This window comes from Streptomyces sp. NPDC017940 (genome assembly GCF_044328435.1).
Lineage (GTDB): Bacteria > Actinomycetota > Actinomycetes > Streptomycetales > Streptomycetaceae > Streptomyces.
In genome coordinates this window covers 223,877-241,651 of record NZ_JBIRHJ010000006.1, presented here as the reverse complement: position 1 = coordinate 241,651, position 17,775 = coordinate 223,877, and the positions used below count along the sequence as shown (strand labels likewise).

14 protein-coding genes are annotated in these 17,775 nt (G+C 73.8%); 7 read left to right on the top strand and 7 right to left on the bottom strand.

Annotated features, from left to right (window positions below; translation table 11 throughout):
• Positions 1 to 281 precede the first annotated feature (281 nt).
• Positions 282 to 1,670, bottom strand: a complete 1,389-nt coding sequence (locus ACH4DX_RS22145; protein ID WP_398121202.1) for a transcriptional regulator — start codon at positions 1,668 to 1,670, stop codon at positions 282 to 284.
• Positions 1,671 to 2,057: 387 nt separating this feature from the next.
• On the opposite strand from ACH4DX_RS22145, the gene ACH4DX_RS22140 reads away from it, so the two are divergent.
• From ACH4DX_RS22140 to ACH4DX_RS22125, 4 genes are all read left to right on the top strand, one after another.
• Positions 2,058 to 2,720, top strand: coding sequence for a bifunctional DNA primase/polymerase (locus ACH4DX_RS22140; protein WP_398156360.1), 663 nt, complete (start codon positions 2,058 to 2,060; stop codon positions 2,718 to 2,720).
• A 172-nt stretch (positions 2,721 to 2,892) separates the two neighbouring features.
• Positions 2,893 to 3,669, top strand: coding sequence for an ABC transporter ATP-binding protein (locus tag ACH4DX_RS22135; protein WP_398156359.1), 777 nt, complete (start codon positions 2,893 to 2,895; stop codon positions 3,667 to 3,669).
• The gene (locus ACH4DX_RS22130; protein WP_398156358.1) at positions 3,666 to 5,288 is read left to right on the top strand and encodes a transporter; all 1,623 of its coding nucleotides are present in this window, start codon (positions 3,666 to 3,668) and stop codon (positions 5,286 to 5,288) included. Before ACH4DX_RS22135 ends, ACH4DX_RS22130 begins: the two co-directional genes overlap by 4 nt.
• Positions 5,289 to 5,764: 476 nt before the next feature.
• Entirely contained in the window at positions 5,765 to 7,171 is a 1,407-nt protein-coding gene (locus tag ACH4DX_RS22125; RefSeq protein ID WP_398156357.1) for a PAS domain-containing protein, read from the top strand.
• Positions 7,172 to 7,255: 84 nt separating this feature from the next.
• Here the strand turns inward: ACH4DX_RS22125 and ACH4DX_RS22120 are convergent, their stop codons facing one another.
• A complete protein-coding gene (locus tag ACH4DX_RS22120) occupies positions 7,256 to 8,038 on the bottom strand; it encodes an SIS domain-containing protein (protein ID WP_398121470.1) in 783 nt (260 codons plus the stop codon).
• Positions 8,039 to 8,562: 524 nt separating this feature from the next.
• Here ACH4DX_RS22120 and ACH4DX_RS22115 point away from each other — a divergent pair.
• Together ACH4DX_RS22115 and ACH4DX_RS22110 are read left to right on the top strand one after the other, a co-directional pair.
• On the top strand, positions 8,563 to 9,255 hold the full coding sequence (locus ACH4DX_RS22115; protein ID WP_398121194.1) for a metal-dependent transcriptional regulator: 693 nt from the start codon (positions 8,563 to 8,565) through the stop codon (positions 9,253 to 9,255).
• Positions 9,256 to 9,873: 618 nt separating this feature from the next.
• A complete protein-coding gene (locus ACH4DX_RS22110; RefSeq protein ID WP_398121192.1) occupies positions 9,874 to 10,740 on the top strand; it encodes an alpha/beta fold hydrolase in 867 nt (288 codons plus the stop codon).
• 102 nt (positions 10,741 to 10,842) lie between these two features.
• On the opposite strand, the gene pdxH is transcribed toward ACH4DX_RS22110, so the two are convergent.
• Positions 10,843 to 11,571 carry a pyridoxamine 5'-phosphate oxidase gene (pdxH, locus tag ACH4DX_RS22105; protein WP_398156356.1) on the bottom strand — a complete coding sequence of 243 codons (729 nt, stop codon included), beginning with the start codon at positions 11,569 to 11,571 and terminating at the stop codon, positions 10,843 to 10,845.
• A 265-nt stretch (positions 11,572 to 11,836) separates the two neighbouring features.
• On the opposite strand from pdxH, the gene ACH4DX_RS22100 reads away from it, so the two are divergent.
• Positions 11,837 to 12,937 (top strand): citrate synthase 2, encoded by a 1,101-nt coding sequence (locus ACH4DX_RS22100; protein WP_398121189.1) that lies wholly within the window; start codon positions 11,837 to 11,839, stop codon positions 12,935 to 12,937.
• Between the two features lie 232 nt (positions 12,938 to 13,169).
• Here ACH4DX_RS22100 and ACH4DX_RS22095 read toward each other — a convergent pair whose 3' ends face one another.
• Genes ACH4DX_RS22095 through ACH4DX_RS22080 form a run of 4 tightly spaced genes read right to left on the bottom strand, consistent with a single transcriptional unit; the run spans position 13,170 to position 17,703 of the window.
• Positions 13,170 to 13,799, bottom strand: coding sequence for a TetR/AcrR family transcriptional regulator (locus ACH4DX_RS22095; RefSeq protein WP_398156355.1), 630 nt, complete (start codon positions 13,797 to 13,799; stop codon positions 13,170 to 13,172).
• Positions 13,787 to 14,536, bottom strand: coding sequence for an enoyl-CoA hydratase family protein (locus ACH4DX_RS22090; RefSeq protein ID WP_398156354.1), 750 nt, complete (start codon positions 14,534 to 14,536; stop codon positions 13,787 to 13,789). The genes ACH4DX_RS22095 and ACH4DX_RS22090 overlap by 13 nt, the downstream gene beginning before the upstream one ends.
• A gap of 45 nt (positions 14,537 to 14,581) precedes the next feature.
• Positions 14,582 to 15,745 (bottom strand): acyl-CoA dehydrogenase family protein, encoded by a 1,164-nt coding sequence (locus tag ACH4DX_RS22085; protein ID WP_398156353.1) that lies wholly within the window; start codon positions 15,743 to 15,745, stop codon positions 14,582 to 14,584.
• Positions 15,742 to 17,703: an acetyl/propionyl/methylcrotonyl-CoA carboxylase subunit alpha gene (locus ACH4DX_RS22080; RefSeq protein ID WP_398156587.1), complete on the bottom strand. Its 1,962-nt coding sequence runs from the start codon at positions 17,701 to 17,703 to the stop codon at positions 15,742 to 15,744. Before ACH4DX_RS22080 ends, ACH4DX_RS22085 begins: the two co-directional genes overlap by 4 nt.
• Positions 17,704 to 17,775: the final 72 nt, after the last annotated feature.

The following is a 17,775-nucleotide window of genomic DNA, read 5'->3' as shown; positions in this document are numbered from 1 at the left end:
CGGGACTCCTACGAATGGGGGACCTTCGGAACGTCGGCTCACGCTACCGGGTCCCCGCGGCGCTCTGCCACGCAGCTCAGAGCCCGCCGCACGCCGCTCCTGTCACGGACGGCACACGAGTAACAGAAGTCAGGGGGGAGACGCTGTTGAGGGGGTCGAAGGTTGTCGAGGGTTGTCTGGGGTTGCCGCGAGGGGGAGGGGACGAGGCGCCCTGGCCGAAAAGGGAGCCCGCGGGGACGGGGGCGGCCCAAGACCGCCCCCGTCCGTCGCCGTGGCGGCCGTCACGCCGCCTGGAGGTCGAGCCTCGCCCCGAACTCGCGTACCACCGGCTCCTCCCGGAACGGTTCGAGCCGCTGCTGGAAGTCGTCCAGGTACTCGGCGCCGCGGTTGGACCGCAGGGTGCCGAGGAGCTCGACGGCCTTCATGCCGGTGTGGCAGGCCTGTTCGACCTCGCGCCGCTGGACCTGGGCGGTGGCGAGCAGGACGAGACCGATGGCGCGCCGCCGCGCCCGGGTCGGCGGATGCCCGGCGAGGGACTCCTCCGCGCGCCGGGCGGCGGCGTCCGCCTGGCCCAGATCGCGGTGGCAGTGCGCCAGTTCGTCGGCCAGATACGCCGGGTCGAAGTGGCGGATCCACACCGGGTCGTCGCCCGAGCCCTCCTCGCCCGCGGCCCGCTCCATCGCCTCGACCGCGCGGCCCGCGACGGCCTGCGTGGACCGGGCGTCACCGAGCAGCGCGTGGCCCCGCGCCTCCGCGGCGTAGAACATGGACTCGGCGCGCGGCGTGACGCGCCCGCGCGCCCCCTCCTGCGCCGCCCGCGCGAGCTGGGAAATCTCCCGAGGATTGCCCAACTGCGCGGCGAGATGGCTCATCGACGCCGCGAGGACATAGCCGCCGTACGCCCGGTCGCCCGCCGCCTGGGCCAGGCGCAGGGCCTGGATGTAGTAGCGCTGGGCGAGGCCGGGCTGGCCGGTGTCCACCGCCATGTACCCGGCGAGTTCCGTCAACCGGGCGACGGCGGCGAACAGTTCGCGGCCCACCGACTCGCGGTACGAGCCCGCGAGCAGCCCGGACACCACCGAGTTCAGATAGTGCACGACGACGGGCCGCACGTGCCCGCTGCCGTACTGGTGGTCGAGTTGGGTGAGGGCCTCCGTCATCGCCTTGACGGCGGCCACGTCCGAGAGCCCGACGCGCGGCCCGGCCGTCCGGCCGACCTGGGCGTCCGGCGAGGAGATGAGCCAGTCCCTGCTCGGCTCCACGAGGGCGGAGGCGGCGACGGACGAGCCGGACAGGAAGTCCCGCCGGCCCACGTCGCTGCGCCACAGCTCGCAGACCTGCTCGATGGCGCCGAGAACGGTGGGCGAGAACTGAAGTCCCACGCCGGAGGCGAGGTTCTTGCCGTTCGCCATGCCGATCTCGTCGATCGTGACCGTGCGCCCCAGCTTGCGGCCGAGCGCCTCGGCGATGATGCCGGGCGCGCGCCCGCGCGGCTGCTGGCCGCGCAGCCAGCGAGCCACCGACGTCTTGTCGTAACGAAGATCGAGACCGTGCTCCGCGCCGCACATGTTCACGCGACGGGCCAGGCCGGCGTTGGAACAGCCGGCTTCCTGAATGAGCGCCTGCAGCCGTTCGTTGGGCTGCCGCGCGACGAGAGGCCTGGCGGCCATGGCGTACCCCCTGGTGTGCACCGTGGACCATCTGGAACTTCGGATGTCATGTCGAATGAGGAACGGTCCGGGCCGGTTTGCCCGCATCGCCCAGATGATCAATGCCCTGGGGACAACCGGAAGATGCACCACAAACACCACAGATACGCAGCAAGTTGCCGAAGTATCATGTTTCTTGGACTCATACGGCAGAATGCGGCGCAAGTCAGCGAGCCGGGTGAAGCTGGGTGAACTCCGACTGTCCTCGACCTTGCTACCCGTGCCGGACGCCCCTTGCCCATGCGCGCCCCCACCTGTGCTCCCATGCGCCCCGCGGGGGGAACGATGCTCCTCCCCCGCGCACATGACAGCCCGTAACCCCTGCTGACGCGGGCAGTTGAGACCTCCGTGGAAGAGACCATCGGAGTGACGTCAGCCGCGCAGATCCCCCAGCAGCGCGGAGAGGCCCTGCCCGACACGGCCGTGCGGTACGCGGAGGAACGGCACTGGGATGTCTTCCCCGGCGCCTGGCTCGAGTCCGTCGAGGGCACCTGGCGCTGCTCGTGCGGTGCGGACGCGTGCCCCGCGCCCGGCGCACACCCGGTGCGCGACGACTGGCCCACGCAGGCCACCGGCAGTGCGACGGTCGCCCGGCGCATGTGGGCGAAGCAGCCGAACGCCTCCATCCTGCTTCCCACCGGGCGCACGTTCGACGCGATCGACGTCCCCGAGACCGCCGGGTTCCTCGCCCTCGCCCGCATGGAGCGCATGGAGCTGACGCTCGGTCCTGTGACGTGCACGCCCGACCGGCGCATGCAGTTCTTCGTGCTCCCCGGCGTCGCGGCGAAGGTCCCCGACCTGATCCGCGCCCTCGGCTGGCCGCCCGCGACGCTCGACCTCATCACCCTCGGTGAGGGCGGTTACGTCGCCGCGCCCCCGACCCGTTTCGGCGCGTCCGGCGCCGTCCAGTGGGCCTGCCGCCCCACCGCCGCCAACCGCTGGCTCCCCGACGCGGAGGAGATCATCTCCCCCCTGTCCTACGCCTGCGGCAGGGAGACCCGCCGCAGGTAGTTCCTCCCCACCCGCCCGCCCTTCTCCCCTGCGCTTCCCCCCGTGGGCGACTGGTCCGCGAGGGGTGGAACGGGTGGGCACGGCCCCGACCCCGGTCACCCGCGAAGTCCCCGCTCACGGAGCCCCACGTAGGGTTCACGGACGGCCTGCGGCAACAAAAAAGGGGACACCGGTGACCGAGGCGGCAGTACGCGTGCACAACCTGTGGAAGGCCTTCGGCGAGCAACTCGCCGTGGCCGGCATCGACCTCACCCTCCCCGCGGGGAAGTTCATCGGCCTGGTGGGCCCCAACGGAGCGGGCAAGACCACCACGCTCTCCATGGTCACCGGCCTGCTCCGCCCCGACCAGGGCACCGTCGAGGTCGTCGGCCACGACGTCTGGAAGGACCCGGCCGAGGTCAAGGCCCGCATCGGCGTGCTCCCCGAGGGCCTGCGCCTGTTCGACCGGCTCTCGGGCCGGGAACTCCTCGCGTACACGGGCAGGTTGCGGGGCCTGCCCGGCACGGAGGTCGACAAGCGCGCCACGCAGCTCCTGGACGTGCTCGGGCTCGCGGGCGCCCAGCACAAACTGGTCGTCGACTACTCGACCGGCATGCGCAAGAAGATCGGTCTCGCGGCGGCGCTCCTGCACAACCCCGACGTGCTCTTCCTCGACGAACCGTTCGAAGGCGTCGACCCGGTGTCGGCGCAGACGATCCGCGGCGTCCTCGAACGCTTCACGGCCTCCGGTGCGACGGTGGTCTTCTCCAGCCACGTCATGGAGCTGGTGGAGTCCCTGTGCGACTGGGTCGCCGTCATCGCGGCGGGCCGCATCCGCGCCCAGGGCTCCCTCGCCGAGGTCCGCGGCGACGCGGCCACGCTCCAGGAGGCGTTCCTCGGACTCGTCGGCGCGCACGGGCACGACGCGGGCACGGACCTGGACTGGCTCGGCGGCGGGAGCACCCGGTGACGGCCCCCGCGACGGTCCCCGCCCCGACCGCGGCGCCGGGCCTGACCCCCGTCTTCGTACGCCTGAAGCTGTCCCTCCTGCGCAACGGCCTGCGCCAGTCGTCGGGCCGCCGCGCCGCCTATGTGGCCTCCGCCGTCCTGACGCTGCTCTTCGCCGCGCTCCAGCTGCTCGGCCTGATCCTGCTGCGCGGCGACGAGCACGCCGCGACGGTGTCGGTCCTCCTCGTCGCGGTGCTCGCGCTCGGCTGGGCCGTCATGCCGCTGTTCTTCCCCGGCGGCGACGAGACGCTCGACCCCACCCGCCTGGTGATGCTGCCGCTGCGGCCGCGCCCTCTCGTGCGCGCCCTCCTCGTCGCCTCGCTCGTGGGCATCGGGCCGCTCTTCACCCTCTGCCTGGTACTCGGCGCGGTGATCGCCGTGGCGCGGGGCGGGGCGGCACTCGCGGTGGGCGTCGTGGCCGTACCGCTGACGCTGCTGGTGTGTGTGGCGCTCGCGCGCGCGGTCGCCACCGCCAACATCCGCCTGCTCACCAGCCGCAGGGGCCGGGACCTCGCCGTGCTCAGCGGGCTCGTCATCGCGGTCGGCGCGCAATTGGTGAACTTCGGGGCGCAGCGGATCGGCTCCTCCGACCAGGGCCTCGGCGAGCTGGACCCGGCCGCGGACGTCCTCGGCTGGCTCCCGCCCGCGTCGGCGCTCTCGGCGGTGCACGCGACCGGCGAGGCCCGCTACGCCACCGCGGCGGCCCAGCTCGCCCTGTCCCTCGCCGCCCTGCTGCTGCTCCTGCGCTTCTGGCAGCACAGCCTGACCCGGCTCATGACGGCGCCGGACGGCTCGACCCTCACGGCGGCAGAACCGGACCGCAAGGGCCGCGGCGGCGGTCTCTTCGCGCGGCTGCCCGCGGGCCGCACCGGGCCCGTCATGGAGCGCACGCTCCGCTACATGTGGCGCGACCCCAAGACCAAGGCGGCCTGGGTGACGTCCCTGGCCATCGGTGTGATCGTGCCGGTGTTCAACGCCGTGCAGGACACCGGTTCCGTGTACTTCGCGTGCTTCGCCGCCGGAATGCTCGGCATCCAGATGTACAACCAGTTCGGGCAGGACACGTCGGCGTTCTGGATGGTCGCCATGACGGTCTCCGGCACCCGGGACGCGTACGAGGAACTGCGCGCCCGCGCGCTCGCCCTGCTCGTGGTCACCCTGCCGTACGCGGCCCTCGTCACCGTCGTGACCACGGCCCTGCTCGGCGAGTGGCGCGCGCTGCCCGAGACCCTCGGCCTGTCCTTCGCGATCCTCGGCGCCATGCTGGCCACCGGCGCCTGGTCGTCGGCCCGCTATCCGTACTCCATCCCGCAGCAGGGCTACAAGAACGTCGCCCCGGGCCAGGTCGGCCTCGCCTGGATCTCCATCTTCGGGGGCATGCTCGCCGCCGCCGTCCTGTGCGCCCCGGTCCTCGCCCTCACGATCTGGCTGCACACCGCGGACCACACCTCCTGGACGTGGCTGCTGCTGCCCGTGGGGACGGCCTACGGCGCCGCGGTCACCTGGGCGGGGCTGCGCACCGCCGCTCCCCGGGTGGCGGGGCGGCTGCCGGAGATCCTCACCGCGGTGAGCAAGGGCTGACGGCACTCCGGGGGGGGCAGGCCGGGGCGCGGGAACACGCAGCGACCCGCGAGCCGTGGTTCCTCCGCCGTGCGGCGGGGGAAGCCGGCCGGACGTACCGGCGGCTCGCGGGTCGGGTGACTGCCTGAGATTACGGCCGGCTGCGCGCCTGTCACACGCGCTGGTCCGGCACCGCACTGGGTGTGGTGGCGGGCCGCTAGCCCGCAGTCACCTCTTCCGTCCGGACTCCATACATCTGCCGAACCACCTCCTCTCTGAAGTGACACCCACCCTAGGAACCCCATGGCGGCCGTTCAACTGTTTTTCGGGCGCGCGCGACCGGTGGAACCGGCGGGGCGGGCGCGACCGGCGCTATTGGCGCTATCAACAACGAGTTGCCTCGACTTCCGGGAACTTCCTGTGTGCTGGGTCTCGTTCAAGTTGAATGATCTGACGTGCGGTACGACGTGCAGTACACGGCATGCAGGGAGGTCCGGGTGAGTGCTTCCCGACAGAGCGGAACCACCGACGAACTAGGTCCCGAGGAACCGCGGCCCGGCGGGGCCGAGCTGCTCGCGGCGCTCCTCGACGGGATGGACGCGGCGCTGTGCGCGTTCGACGCCGACGGCGTCGTGACGCACTGGAACCGCGAGGCCGAGCGGATCCTCGGCTGGAGCGCCGACGAGGCGGTCGGGCGGCGCGGGTTCGCGGGCTGGGCGGTGCGCACCGCCGACGCGGCGGAGGTCGAGGAGCGGCTGCTCTCGGCCATGCACGCGCCGGGGCGGCGGGTCGACGAGTTCGCCCTGCTCACCAAGGACGGCGGGCGGGTGCTCGTGCGGACCCAGTCCGCCTCCGTGCGCGGCGGCGACGGCAAGCCGAGCGGGGTGTACTGCGCCTTCAGCGAGGTGCACGCCCAGATCGACCTGGAGCGGTCGATCGCGCTGAGCGAGGCCCTCTTCGACAACGCCTCGTGGGGGGTCGTCGTCGTCGACGCCGACCTGCGCCCCGCCGTGGTGAACGAACACGCGGCCCGTGCCCTGCGCACGGGCCGCACGGCGCTGCTCGGGCGGCCGCTCGGCGAGGTGCTCGCGCAGGGCGTCGAGGAGCTGGAGAGCGCGCTCACGCACGTACTCGCCGAGGGGGCGCCGCCCGCGCCGGCCGAGATGTGGGTGGCCGTGCGCGGGAGTGGCGGTGCCGGCGGGGAGAGCGGGGAAAGGGGGGAAGGTGGCGACGGCGGTGAGCCGGAGCGGCGGTGCTGGCGCAGCGGCTTCCTGCGGCTCGGCTCGCCGCTCGCCGAGGAGCCCGTGCCGCTCGGCGTGGGCTGGCTCTTCGTGGACGTCACCGAGGCCAAGCAGACCGAGCAGGAGGCGGCGCAGCTGCGCTTCAGGTCCCAGCAGCTGCACCGGGCCGCCCGCGCCGCCGCCGAGTGCGAGGACCCGATGGAGGCCGTCACCGTCCAGCTCGACTTCGCCCTCGCCGGGTTCGCCGACCACGCCCTGATCGACGTGGTCGCGGGCGAGGAGCCCGAGCTGCGGCTCGTCCGCACCGTCGCGTCCCCGGCCGGGGCGCCCGGGCCGCGCGTGCCCGGGGGCAAGTCCCGGCTGCCCGTGCGCTATCCGGAGGGGCATCCGGCGCCGCAGTGCGTGGAGCGGCTGGGGTCCGTGCGGGCGGGCGCCGGTCGGGGCGGCGCCGAGCGGGCCCGTGAGTGGGCTGCCGCCCGGCAGTGGCCGGAGTCCACGGTGCACGCCCTGTGCGCGGTGCTGCGCAGCCGGGGGCGGACCCTGGGGGTGCTGACCTTCCTGCGGGGGGCCGCTCGGTCGCAGTTCGAGCGGGCGGACGTCATGTACGCGGAGAGCGTGGCCGCACGGGTCGCGGCCTCCCTCGACCTGGCGGGGACGCGGTAGGGGGGCTGCCGTTCGCGGGGCCCCTTACCGCGCGCCAAGCCCCAACCGGCCCGCGGGCGCAGGACGACCCACCGGGCGGAGCCGTCAGTGCCGGTAGAAGATCCGGTCCCCGTACTCGGCGAAGACCCGCCCGTTCCAGTCGTGGCCCCCGTCCACGTTCCCGGAGCGCAGCAGGGGCGGCTGGATCCCCCGCGCCCCCAGGGCGGCAACGGCGGTGGCCGTGACGGCCTGCATCAGCGCGCTGGTGACGGCGGTGGAGGCGGGCCCGAACGGAGCGTCGACGGAGTCGACGGACAGCTCCGCGTCACCGATCGCGATCTTGGAGTCGAGCACGACGTCGCAGTGGTCCTTGAGGAAGGTCCCGGACACGTGCCGCGACTTCGTCTCCGTCGCGTACGCCACCGAGGTCACGCCGATGACCTTCAGGCCGAGGGCGCGGGCGTTCATGGCCATCTCCACCGGGAGCGCGTTGCGGCCGGAGAGAGAGACGATCACGAGGACGTCGCCGGGGCGGACCGGGCTCGAGTCGAGGACGGCGGCGGCGAGGCCGTCCACGCGCTCCAGGGCCGAGCCGAGGGTCGCGGGCATCACGTCCACGCCGACGACACCGGGCACGGCCAGCAGGTTCATCAGGGCGAGGCCGCCCGCGCGGTAGACGACGTCCTGGGCGGCGAGCGAGGAGTGGCCCGCGCCGAAGGCGAAGAGGCGGCCGTCCGCGGCGACGGCGTCGGCGATCAGCTCGCCCGCGGCCGTGATCGCCGGGGCCTCCTCGTCCCGCACCCGGCGCAGCAGGTCGATCGCGGCGTCGATATACCGCCCGGCGACCGCCCCGGCCCCACCACTCCCGGCAGCCGCACCGCTGCCCACAGCCGCACTGCCTGCTGCTGCACCGCGCTCCGCCGCACCGCCCGCCACCGCACCGCTGCCCGCAGCCGCACCGAGCGCCGCCGCACTGCCTGCCGCCGCGCCGCCCGCCACCGCACCCCTGCCTGCCGCCGCACCGCCGGAGGCAACACCACCACCGGAGGCAACACCACCGCCTGCCGCGGGCGACCCGCCCGCCGCGGGCGACCCGCCCGCCGCGGGCGACCCGCCCGCCGCGGGCGACCCGTCCGCCGCGGGCGACGCGCCCGTGCCCGTCGCGTCTTTCGCACGGGTCCCGTCGCCCCCGCGGACCCCGTCGGAACCGCCTGCCGCCATGCCGTGGCTCATCCGCGAAACCCCTTCGTGCCGCCGCCGTCCCGTCGTGTCGCGGATCACGGTGCGGTCTGGGCCGGGGCCCTGTCAATACGGTCTCCGAGCGCCTGTTCTCCCCGCGCGACCCGGTTGTCGGTGGTATGCGTCAGAATTGGGGGCAGGGCCAGCGCACCAGCGAATTCTGAGGGGCACCCATGTCGGGGCTGATTGACACCACTGAGATGTATTTGCGCACCATCCTCGAACTGGAGGAGGAGGGTGTCGTCCCCATGCGCGCCAGGATCGCCGAGCGGCTCGACCAGAGCGGTCCGACGGTGAGCCAGACGGTGGCGCGGATGGAGCGCGACGGCCTGGTGGCCGTCGCCAGCGACCGGCACCTGGAGCTGACCGAGGAGGGCCGCCGCCTCGCCACCCGCGTGATGCGCAAGCACCGCCTCGCCGAGTGCCTCCTGGTCGACGTGATCGGCCTGGAGTGGGAGCAGGTGCACGCCGAGGCCTGCCGCTGGGAGCACGTGATGAGCGAGGCGGTGGAGCGCCGCGTCCTGGAGCTCCTGCGCCACCCCACCGAGTCACCGTACGGCAACCCCATCCCGGGCCTCGAAGAGCTCGGCGAGAAGGACGGCGCCGACCCGTTCCTGGACGAGGGCATGGTCTCCCTGATCGACCTCGACCCCGGCACGGACGGCAAGACGGTCGTGGTGCGCCGCATCGGCGAGCCGATCCAGACGGACGCCCAGCTGATGTACACGCTCCGGCGCGCGGGCGTCCAGCCCGGCTCGGTCGTGAGCGTCACGGAGTCCGCCGGCGGAGTCCTCGTGGGCAGCAGCGGCGAGGCCGCCGAGCTCGGGGCGGACGTCGCGTCGCACGTGTTCGTGGCCAAGCGCTGACGGCACCCGGCGCCGAGCCGGGTCACCAACCGGATGTTTCGGTCAACTCCCGTGACCACAGAGGCAGTTGGTACGCGACCGAGACCGGCCGGAGCCGAAGATTCAGTGTGCCGAATCGCAGCGGCGGAACGCATTGCGTGCGAGGCTGTCGCGAGAGGCATATGACGCGACGACTCTCGACCCGGCCGTCACCCGGCCCCGGAACCCGGGGTTCCGGCCGACGGTCCGGTCGAGCGGTCGCCGGGTCCTGCACCGGGTCCTTGCCGCACGGCGGAGAGGGGGCGGACGATGAGCCCGGCTGGTGAACGGGTGTGCGCACGGCGCCGCACGCCCCCCGCGCACACAGAGGGCCCCGGCGCCCTCGGGCGCCGGGGCCTGTCCTCCCCTGTGCTGACCCGGAGCCCCGAGCTCCCAGGGTCGTCCCCCGCGGGCCGGTTTCCCCGAGCGACCCGCCCCCCGAAGAAGATCTCCCCTTGGCGGCGGCGGTCAATCCTTGGGCACGGTCACCCGAACGAGGGGTGTTGGCGGCAGGACGGCCGAGATCGAATGAGGGTTCGATAGCGTGCCGGGGTGCGTGAGCGAACAACACGTCCGGAACCGAGGGGGGTGCCTGGGACCATGGTGCGACGCATCGACGTGACCGGCGCGGGCGGCGTGGACCTGGCCGCCTGGGAGTACGCGGACCCACCCAAGCCCAGGGAGGCCGAGGCGTCCCCGGGCGGAGTGCTCCTGCTGCACGGCCTGATGGGCCGCGCCTCGCACTGGGCGGGCACGGCCCGCTGGCTCGCCGAGCGGCACCGTGCGGTCGCGCTCGACCAGCGCGGACACGGCCAGAGCGACAAGCCCGCCGACGGCCCCTACCACCGCGAGGCGTATGTGGACGACGCCGAGGCGGCCCTGGAGCAGCTCGGCCTCGCCCCCGCCGTCCTCATCGGCCACTCCATGGGCGCGCTCACGGCCTGGCAGCTGGCCGCGCGCCGCCCCGACCTCGTCCGGGGCCTGGTCATCTGCGATATGCGCGCCTCGGCGCTCGGGGCCGCGTCGCAGCGGGAGTGGGAGGACTGGTTCAAGTCCTGGCCGGTGCCGTTCGCGACGCTCGCGGACGTCCGGAAGTGGTTCGGCGAGGACGACCCCTGGGTGGAGCGGCCCAACCCCTCGCGGGGCGGCTTCTTCGCGGAGGTGATGACCGAGGGCGACGACGGCTGGCGGCCCGTCTTCGACCCGGCGCACATGCTGAAGTCCCGCGAGACCTGGGTGTACGACGCGCACTGGGAGGAGCTGGTCCAGGTCCAGTGCCCCGCCCTCGTCGTGCGCGGCCTGGACGGCGAGCTGGGCCGCGCCGAGGCCCAGGAGATGGTGCGCGTCCTGCCCCGCGGCGCCTACGCGGAGGTCCCGGACGCCGGCCACCTCGTCCACTACGACCAGTCGACGGGCTGGCGCGAAGCGATCGAGCCATTCCTGGAGGGCGTCCTGACGGGCTCCTAGGACCTGCCGCCCCGACCCCCTCAAGGGCTTCAGCAGGAGCTGAGCCCTGAGAGGCTTCAGGAGCTGAGCCCTAAGACCCTCAGGGGCTGAGCCTTGAGACCCTCAGGGGCTGAGGCGCCGCAGCGTCCACGCCGCGGCGGCGTCCTCGCGGACATAGCGCAGCCTGTCGTGCAGGCGATTGGTGCGGCCCTGCCAGAACTCGACCGTGTCGGGGACGACGCGGAAGCCGCCCCAGTGCGGCGGCGCGGGCACCTGCTCGCCCTCCGGATAGCGCGCGGCCAAGTCCGCGTACGCCGCGTCGAGTTCCGCGCGGGAGCCGATCACGGACGACTGGGCGCTCGCCCAGGCGCCGAGCTGGGAGCCGTGCGGGCGGCTGCGGAAGTAGCGGACGGTCTCGTCCCTGCCCGTCCGCACCGCGGTGCCGGACACGATCACCTGGCGGGCCATCGGATGCCAGGGGAAGAGGAGCGACACCTGCGGGTTCGCGTCGATGTCCCGCGCCTTGCCGGACCCGTAGTTCGTGTAGAAGACGAAGCCGCGGGTGTCGTACCCCTTGAGCAGGACCGTTCGGGAGCTGGGGCGGCCCTGGGCGTCCGCCGTGGACACGACCATGGCGTTCGGCTCGTGGACCACCCCGGCGGGGTCCGCGGCCTCGGCGGCCGCCTGGGCGAACCAGCGTCCGAACTGTTCGAAGGGATCGGCGTGGAAGTCGGCTTCGGCGATGCCCTCGGCGACGTAGTGCGCACGCATGGCGGCCAGGTCGGCGGCGCCCGCGGCGGGGTCGGCGGCGGGGCCGTTCGTGTCGGGGGCGGTGGCACGGGAGTCGGTCACCCGATCATCTTGCCGTATACGAACACCCCGGCACACGGCGGCAGTCGGCCGTGCGGGGGCCTCCCTTGAGGTGATGTGTGGCACTGAGTGCCGGAGCCCATCGCCAAGGGTGGCACCAAGGGTTATCGTTCCGAATCCGTGTCGGTTGGGTGACCTCCGGCCGCTCGGGGCATCACCGGGTTACCCCGGATCCCGGAGCCCGGGTTCCGGGTCGCGCCCACCCCGTGGCACGCACCCCTTCCTACCCATCACGAGGAGCCGCCTGATGTCCGACTTCGTACCCGGACTTGAAGGAGTCGTCGCGTTCGAGACGGAGATCGCCGAACCGGACAAGGAAGGCGGTGCCCTGCGCTACCGGGGTGTCGACATCGAGGACCTGGTCGGCCACGTCTCCTTCGGCAACGTCTGGGGCCTGCTCGTCGACGGCGCCTTCGACCCCGGACTGCCGCCCGCCGAGCCGTTCCCCATCCCCGTGCACTCCGGTGACATCCGCGTCGACGTCCAGTCGGCGCTCGCCATGCTCGCCCCGGTGTGGGGCCTGCGCCCGCTGCTCGACATCGACGAGTCCCAGGCCCGCGACGACCTGGCGCGCGCCGCCGTCATGGCGCTGTCGTACGTGGCGCAGTCCGCGCGCGGCCAGGGCCTGCCGATGGTCCCGCAGCGTGAGATCGACAAGGCGGAGACCGTCGTGGAGCGCTTCATGCGGCGCTGGCGCGGCGAGCCCGACCCGCGGCACGTCCAGGCCGTCGACGCCTACTGGACGTCCGCCGCCGAGCACGGCATGAACGCCTCCACCTTCACCGCCCGCGTCATCGCCTCCACCGGCGCCGACGTGGCCGCCGCCCTGTCCGGCGCCGTCGGCGCCATGTCCGGACCGCTGCACGGCGGGGCGCCCTCGCGCGTCCTCGGCATGATCGAGGAGATCGAGCGCACCGGCGACGCCGTCGCGTACGTCAAGCAGGCCCTGGACAAGGGCGAGCGCCTGATGGGCTTCGGGCACCGCGTCTACCGCGCCGAGGACCCGCGCGCCCGCGTCCTGCGCCGCACCGCCCGCGAGCTGGGCGCGCCCCGCTTCGAGGTCGCGGAGGCCCTGGAGAAGGCGGCCCTCGACGAGCTGCACGCCCGCCGCCCCGACCGGGTCCTCGCCACCAACGTGGAGTTCTGGGCGGCGATCGTGCTCGACTTCGCCGAGGTGCCCGCGCACATGTTCACGTCCATGTTCACCTGCGCCCGCACCGCGGGCTGGTCGGCGCACATCCTGGAGCAGAAGCGCACGGGCCGTCTGGTGCGCCCGTCGGCGCGGTACGTGGGTCCTGCCGCGCGCGGCCCCGAGGACATCTCCGGGTACGGAGACCTGAAGGGCTGAGCACGTCCCCCACGGGGGCGGGCACCGGGCCGGAGCGAGGTCGCTCCGGCCCACACCCTGCCGAGGCCCGCCCCTGCCTAGGCCGGCCCCTGCCCAGGCCCGCCCCGGCCCCGGGGCGAGCCCAACCCGGGCTGCCCCTCCGAGCAGGCCCGGCCCGGGACGAGCCCAACCTGGGATGTCCCGCCGAGCAGACCCGGCCGAACAGCTCAGCCGGGCGGCCCCGCCGGACGGTTCACCCGAGCGCCTCGTCCACCAGGCGCCCCCACTGCGCCACGACCCGCTCGCGGCGCGCCCCGTCGTCCGTGAGGAGGTTGGCGAGGCCGAGGCCGCGGGCCATGTCGAGCAGGCCCTGCACGGTCTCCCGCACCCCGGGCCGGCGCTCGTCCGCGCCGAGCAGCTCCACCGCGATGCGGTGCGTCTCCCGGCCCACGCGCGCCTCCAGCTCGGCCACCCGGGGCCCCAGTTGCTCCTCGTTGGACGCGGCGACCCACAGGTGCAGGGCAGCCCGGAACAGCGGGCCCGTGTACAGGTCCACCAGGGCGCCGACCACCGCGGTCCGGTCGGCGGCGGCACCCGCCGCGTCCCCCGCGCGGTCCGAGGCCGCGGGGAACAGCCCGCGCAGGGCGGCGGAGCGCTCCTCGGCGACGTACTCGACCGCCGCCGTGAACAGTTCCTCGCGGGTGCGGAAGTGGTGCTGGGCGGCGCCCCGCGACACCCCCGCGCGTTCGGCGACGACGGACACCGTGGAGCCCGCCCAGCCGCGCTCCGCCAGACAGGCGACCGCCGCCTCCAGGAGCCGCTGCCGGGTGGCCCGGCTGCGGTCCTGCTTGGGGGCGCGGTCCGCCTCGGTCACAGCGCCCATGAACGCTCCCGTCTTTCCAGGAACGCCTCCATCCCCTCCTTGGCCTCGGCGGAACCGAACCGGCGTGCGGAGAGGGCGACGAGGGCGTCCGCTTCCTTGTCGAATGCGTCAAGCACCCTAGCCGTGAGGAGCTTCTTCGCGTCGGCCAGCGCCCCCGGAGCCGCCGCGCGCAGCCCCCGCAGCACCGGTTCCAGGACCGTGCCGACGTCCGCTCCGTCCCGCGCGTACGCCGTGATCAGCCCGATCCTGGCCGCTTCCGCCGCGTCGAACCGCTCCCCGGTGAGGTAGTAGCGGGCCGCCGCGCGCGGTTCCAGGCGCGGCAGCAGGGTCAGCGAGATCACCGCGGGTACGACACCGACGCGCACCTCGGTCAGCGCGAACGACGCGTCCGTGCCGCCCGCCACCGCGATGTCGCACGCCCCGAGCAGGCCGAGCCCGCCCGCCCGCACGTGTCCCGTCACCCGCGCCACCACCGGCTTCGGCAGCTCCACGAGCCGGCGAAGGAGCGCGACGAACGCCCCGGGGTCCGGGGGTTCGCGCAGGTCGGCGCCCGCGCAGAACGTCGTCCCCGTGTGGGTGAGGACGACGGCGCGCACGGAGCCGTCCGCGCCCGCCGCCGTGAGGGCGGCGGTCAGTTCGCCCACGAGGGCGGCCGAGAGCGCGTTGCGGTGCGCGGGCGCGTCCAGGGTGAGCGTGAGGACACCCCGGTCGGGCCCGGCCACCAGAACCGATGCCATGAGAACTCCCCAAGCTCGGAAACGAACGTTCTATCCACCGCGGACCTAGTACGACTTGGGCAGGCCGAGGGTCTGGTGGGACACGAAGTTCAGGATCATCTCGCGGCTGACCGGCGCGATCCGCGCGACGCGGGACGCCACGACGAGCGCGGCGAGCCCGTACTCCCTGGTCAGGCCGTTGCCGCCGAGGGTGTGCACCGCCTGGTCGACGGCCTTCACACAGGCGTCGGCCGCCGCGAACTTCGCCATGTTCGCGGCCTCGCCCGCGCCCATGTCGTCGCCCTCGTCGTACAGGCGCGCCGCCTTCTGCATCATCAGGCGGGCCAGCTCGATCTCGATGTGCGACTGGGCCAGCGGGTGCGCGATGGCCTGGTGGGCGCCGATCGGGGTCTTCCACACGCTGCGTTCCTTGGCGTACTCGACGGCCCGGGCGAGGGCGAAGCGGGCCATGCCGAGGGAGAACGCCGCCGTCATGACGCGTTCGGGGTTGAGCCCGGCGAACAGCTGGAGCAGGCCCGCGTCCTCGTCGCCGACCAGCGCGTCCGCGGGCAGCCGCACCTCGTCCAGGACCAGCTCGAACTGCTTCTCGGCCGCCTGCACCTCCATGTCGATGCGGTTTCGCGCGAAGCCCGGCGCGTCGCGCGGGACGATGAACAGGCACGGCTTGAGCCTGCCGGTGCGGGCGTCCTCGGTGCGGCCGACGATCAGGGTGGCGTCGGCGGTGTCCACGCCGGAGATGAAGACCTTGCGGCCGGTCAGGAGCCAGTCGTCGCCGTCCCTGCGGGCCGTGGTCGTGATGCGGTGCGAGTTGGAGCCCGCGTCGGGCTCGGTGATGCCGAACGCCATGGTGCGGCTGCCGTCGGCGAGGCCGGGCAGCCACGCCCGCTTCTGCGCCTCGGTGCCGAAGCGGGCGATGACGGTGCCGCAGATCGCCGGGGACACCACCAGCATCAGGAGCGGGCTGCCCGCGGCGCCGAGCTCCTCCAGGACGATGGACAGCTCGGCGATGCCGCCGCCCCCGCCGCCGTACTCCTCCGGCAGGTTCACGCCCAGGTAGCCGAGCTTGGCGGCCTCCGCCCACAGCTCGTCCGGGTGGCCCTCGGCCGCGACCACCCGCGTCATGTACGCGCGGCCGTAGCGCTTGCCGAGCGCGGCGACGGCGGCGCGCAGCGCCCGGTGTTCCTCGGTCTCCAGAACGGGAGCGTTCACCGTGCTTCCTCCTGTACGTCGTCCACGACCTGTACGTCCTCAGCGGGCCCGGCGGGCGGTACGTCGTCCACGTCCCCGGCGGGCGGTACGTCCTCGTGGACCACCGCGAGCAGCGCGCCCACCTCGACCTGTGCGCCCGGTAGCGCGTGCAGGGCCGTGAGCCGCCCGGACGCGGGGGCCACGACGCGGTGCTCCATCTTCATGGCCTCCAGCCACACGACCGGCTGCCCGGCGGTGACGTGCGCGCCCTCCGCCAGGCCTTCCGCGACCCGCACCACCGTGCCCGGCATGGGCGCGAGCAGGGAGCCCGGCTCCTGCCGCACGGTGGGTTCGGGCAGCAGCGGCAGCGCGGTGAGGGCCACGTTGCCGACGTACACGCGGTCGTCCCCGTACCGGGCGACGGGGAACTCCCTGCGTACGCCGTCCGCTTCGAGGACGACGAGAGCGGGGGCCACGCTGACGACGCGCACGCCCGCCGCGGTCGGGCCGCCGCGCGTGTGCGTGTACCGCACCTCGCACTCGGCACCGCCTGCCTCCGTTCGGTACCGCTTGACCTGCGGCTGCGAGCGGAGGTTGCGCCAGCCGCCGAACCGGGAGCGCCCGCACGCGTCGGCGAGGGCGGCGGCGAGCGGCGCGTGCCGTTCGTCGGGGCCCGCGTCCGTGGTGGTCAGCTCGGCCAGGTGCCGGTCGTAGAAGGACGTGGTCATGCGCCCGGCCGTGAACTCGGGGTGGCGCAGCGAGCGGACCAGCAGCTCCCGGTTGGTGACGGGGCCGTGGACGGTGGTCCGCTCCAGGGCGCCGGCCAGCTTGCGGAGGGCCTCCGCGCGGGTCGGCGCGTGGGCGACGACCTTGGCCAGCATCGGGTCGTAGTGCACTGTCACGGTGTCGCCGTCGACGTACCCCGTGTCGAGGCGCACGCCCTCCGGCACCGAGAGCCGGTGCAGCACCCCGGTCTGCGGGGCCCATCCTGCCGCCGGGTCCTCCGCGTACAACCGGGCCTCCACGGCGTGCCCCCGCGGCCCGGGCGGGTGCGGGCCCTCCAAGAGGTGGCCCTCGGCGACGCGGATCTGGAGGGCCACGAGGTCGACTCCGCAGACGGCCTCCGTGACGGGGTGCTCGACCTGGAGGCGGGTGTTCATCTCCAGGAAGTGGGGGGTGCCGTCGGCGGCGAGCAGGAACTCCACCGTGCCCGCGCCCCGGTAGCCGACCGCGTGCGCGGCCCGGGTCGCGAGAGTCAGGAGCCGCTCCACGAGGGCGTCGGGGAGGCCGGGGGCCGGGGCCTCCTCGATGACCTTCTGGTGGCGGCGCTGGAGCGAGCAGTCGCGGGTCCCGTACGGCCACACCGTCCCCGCCGCGTCCGCGACGATCTGCACCTCGACGTGCCTGCCGCCCTCGACGTACGGCTCGACGAAGACCTCGCCGTCCCCGAAGGCACTCGCCGCCTCGGCCCGCGCAGCCTCCAACTCCCCTTTGAGGGCGTCCAGTTCGCGTACGACGCGCATGCCGCGCCCACCGCCACCGGCGGCCGCCTTCACCAGGACCGGCAGGTCGGCCTCCGTGACCGCGTCCACGTCCAGTGGCGCGAGCCCCATCAGCTCCTTGGCGCGGGTCTTGGACGCCATCGCCTCGATGGCCTCGGGCGGCGGCCCGACCCACACGAGCCCCGCGTCGACGACGGCCCGGGCGAAGGCGGCGTTCTCCGACAGGAAGCCGTAGCCCGGGTGGATCGCGTCGGCGCCCGCCGCCCGCGCGGCCCGCACGATCAGTTCGCCGCGCAGGTAGGTGTCACCGGGCGCCGCTCCGGGCAGGCGTACCGCCTCGTCGGCCTCGCGTACGTGCAGGGCGTCCGCGTCGGCGTCGGAGTGCACGGCGACCGTGGCGATGCCGAGGTCGCGGCACGTGCGGAAGACGCGGCAGGCGATCTCGCCGCGATTGGCGACGAGGAGCTTGGAGATCAGGGCGGTCTCGGCGGTCTCAGTGATCTCAGTGATCTCAGTGGTCTCGGTGATCTCAGTGGTCTCGGTGGTCTC

Coding starts and splice junctions, on each gene's coding strand:
- ACH4DX_RS22145 (WP_398121202.1), bottom strand. CDS start 1,670: ATGGCCGCCAGGCCTCTCGTCGCGCGGCAGCCCAACGAACGGCTGCAG.
- ACH4DX_RS22115 (WP_398121194.1), top strand. CDS start 8,563: ATGTCGGGGCTGATTGACACCACTGAGATGTATTTGCGCACCATCCTC.
- ACH4DX_RS22110 (WP_398121192.1), top strand. CDS start 9,874: ATGGTGCGACGCATCGACGTGACCGGCGCGGGCGGCGTGGACCTGGCC.
- ACH4DX_RS22100 (WP_398121189.1), top strand. CDS start 11,837: ATGTCCGACTTCGTACCCGGACTTGAAGGAGTCGTCGCGTTCGAGACG.
- ACH4DX_RS22095 (WP_398156355.1), bottom strand. CDS start 13,799: ATGGGCGCTGTGACCGAGGCGGACCGCGCCCCCAAGCAGGACCGCAGC.
- ACH4DX_RS22090 (WP_398156354.1), bottom strand. CDS start 14,536: ATGGCATCGGTTCTGGTGGCCGGGCCCGACCGGGGTGTCCTCACGCTC.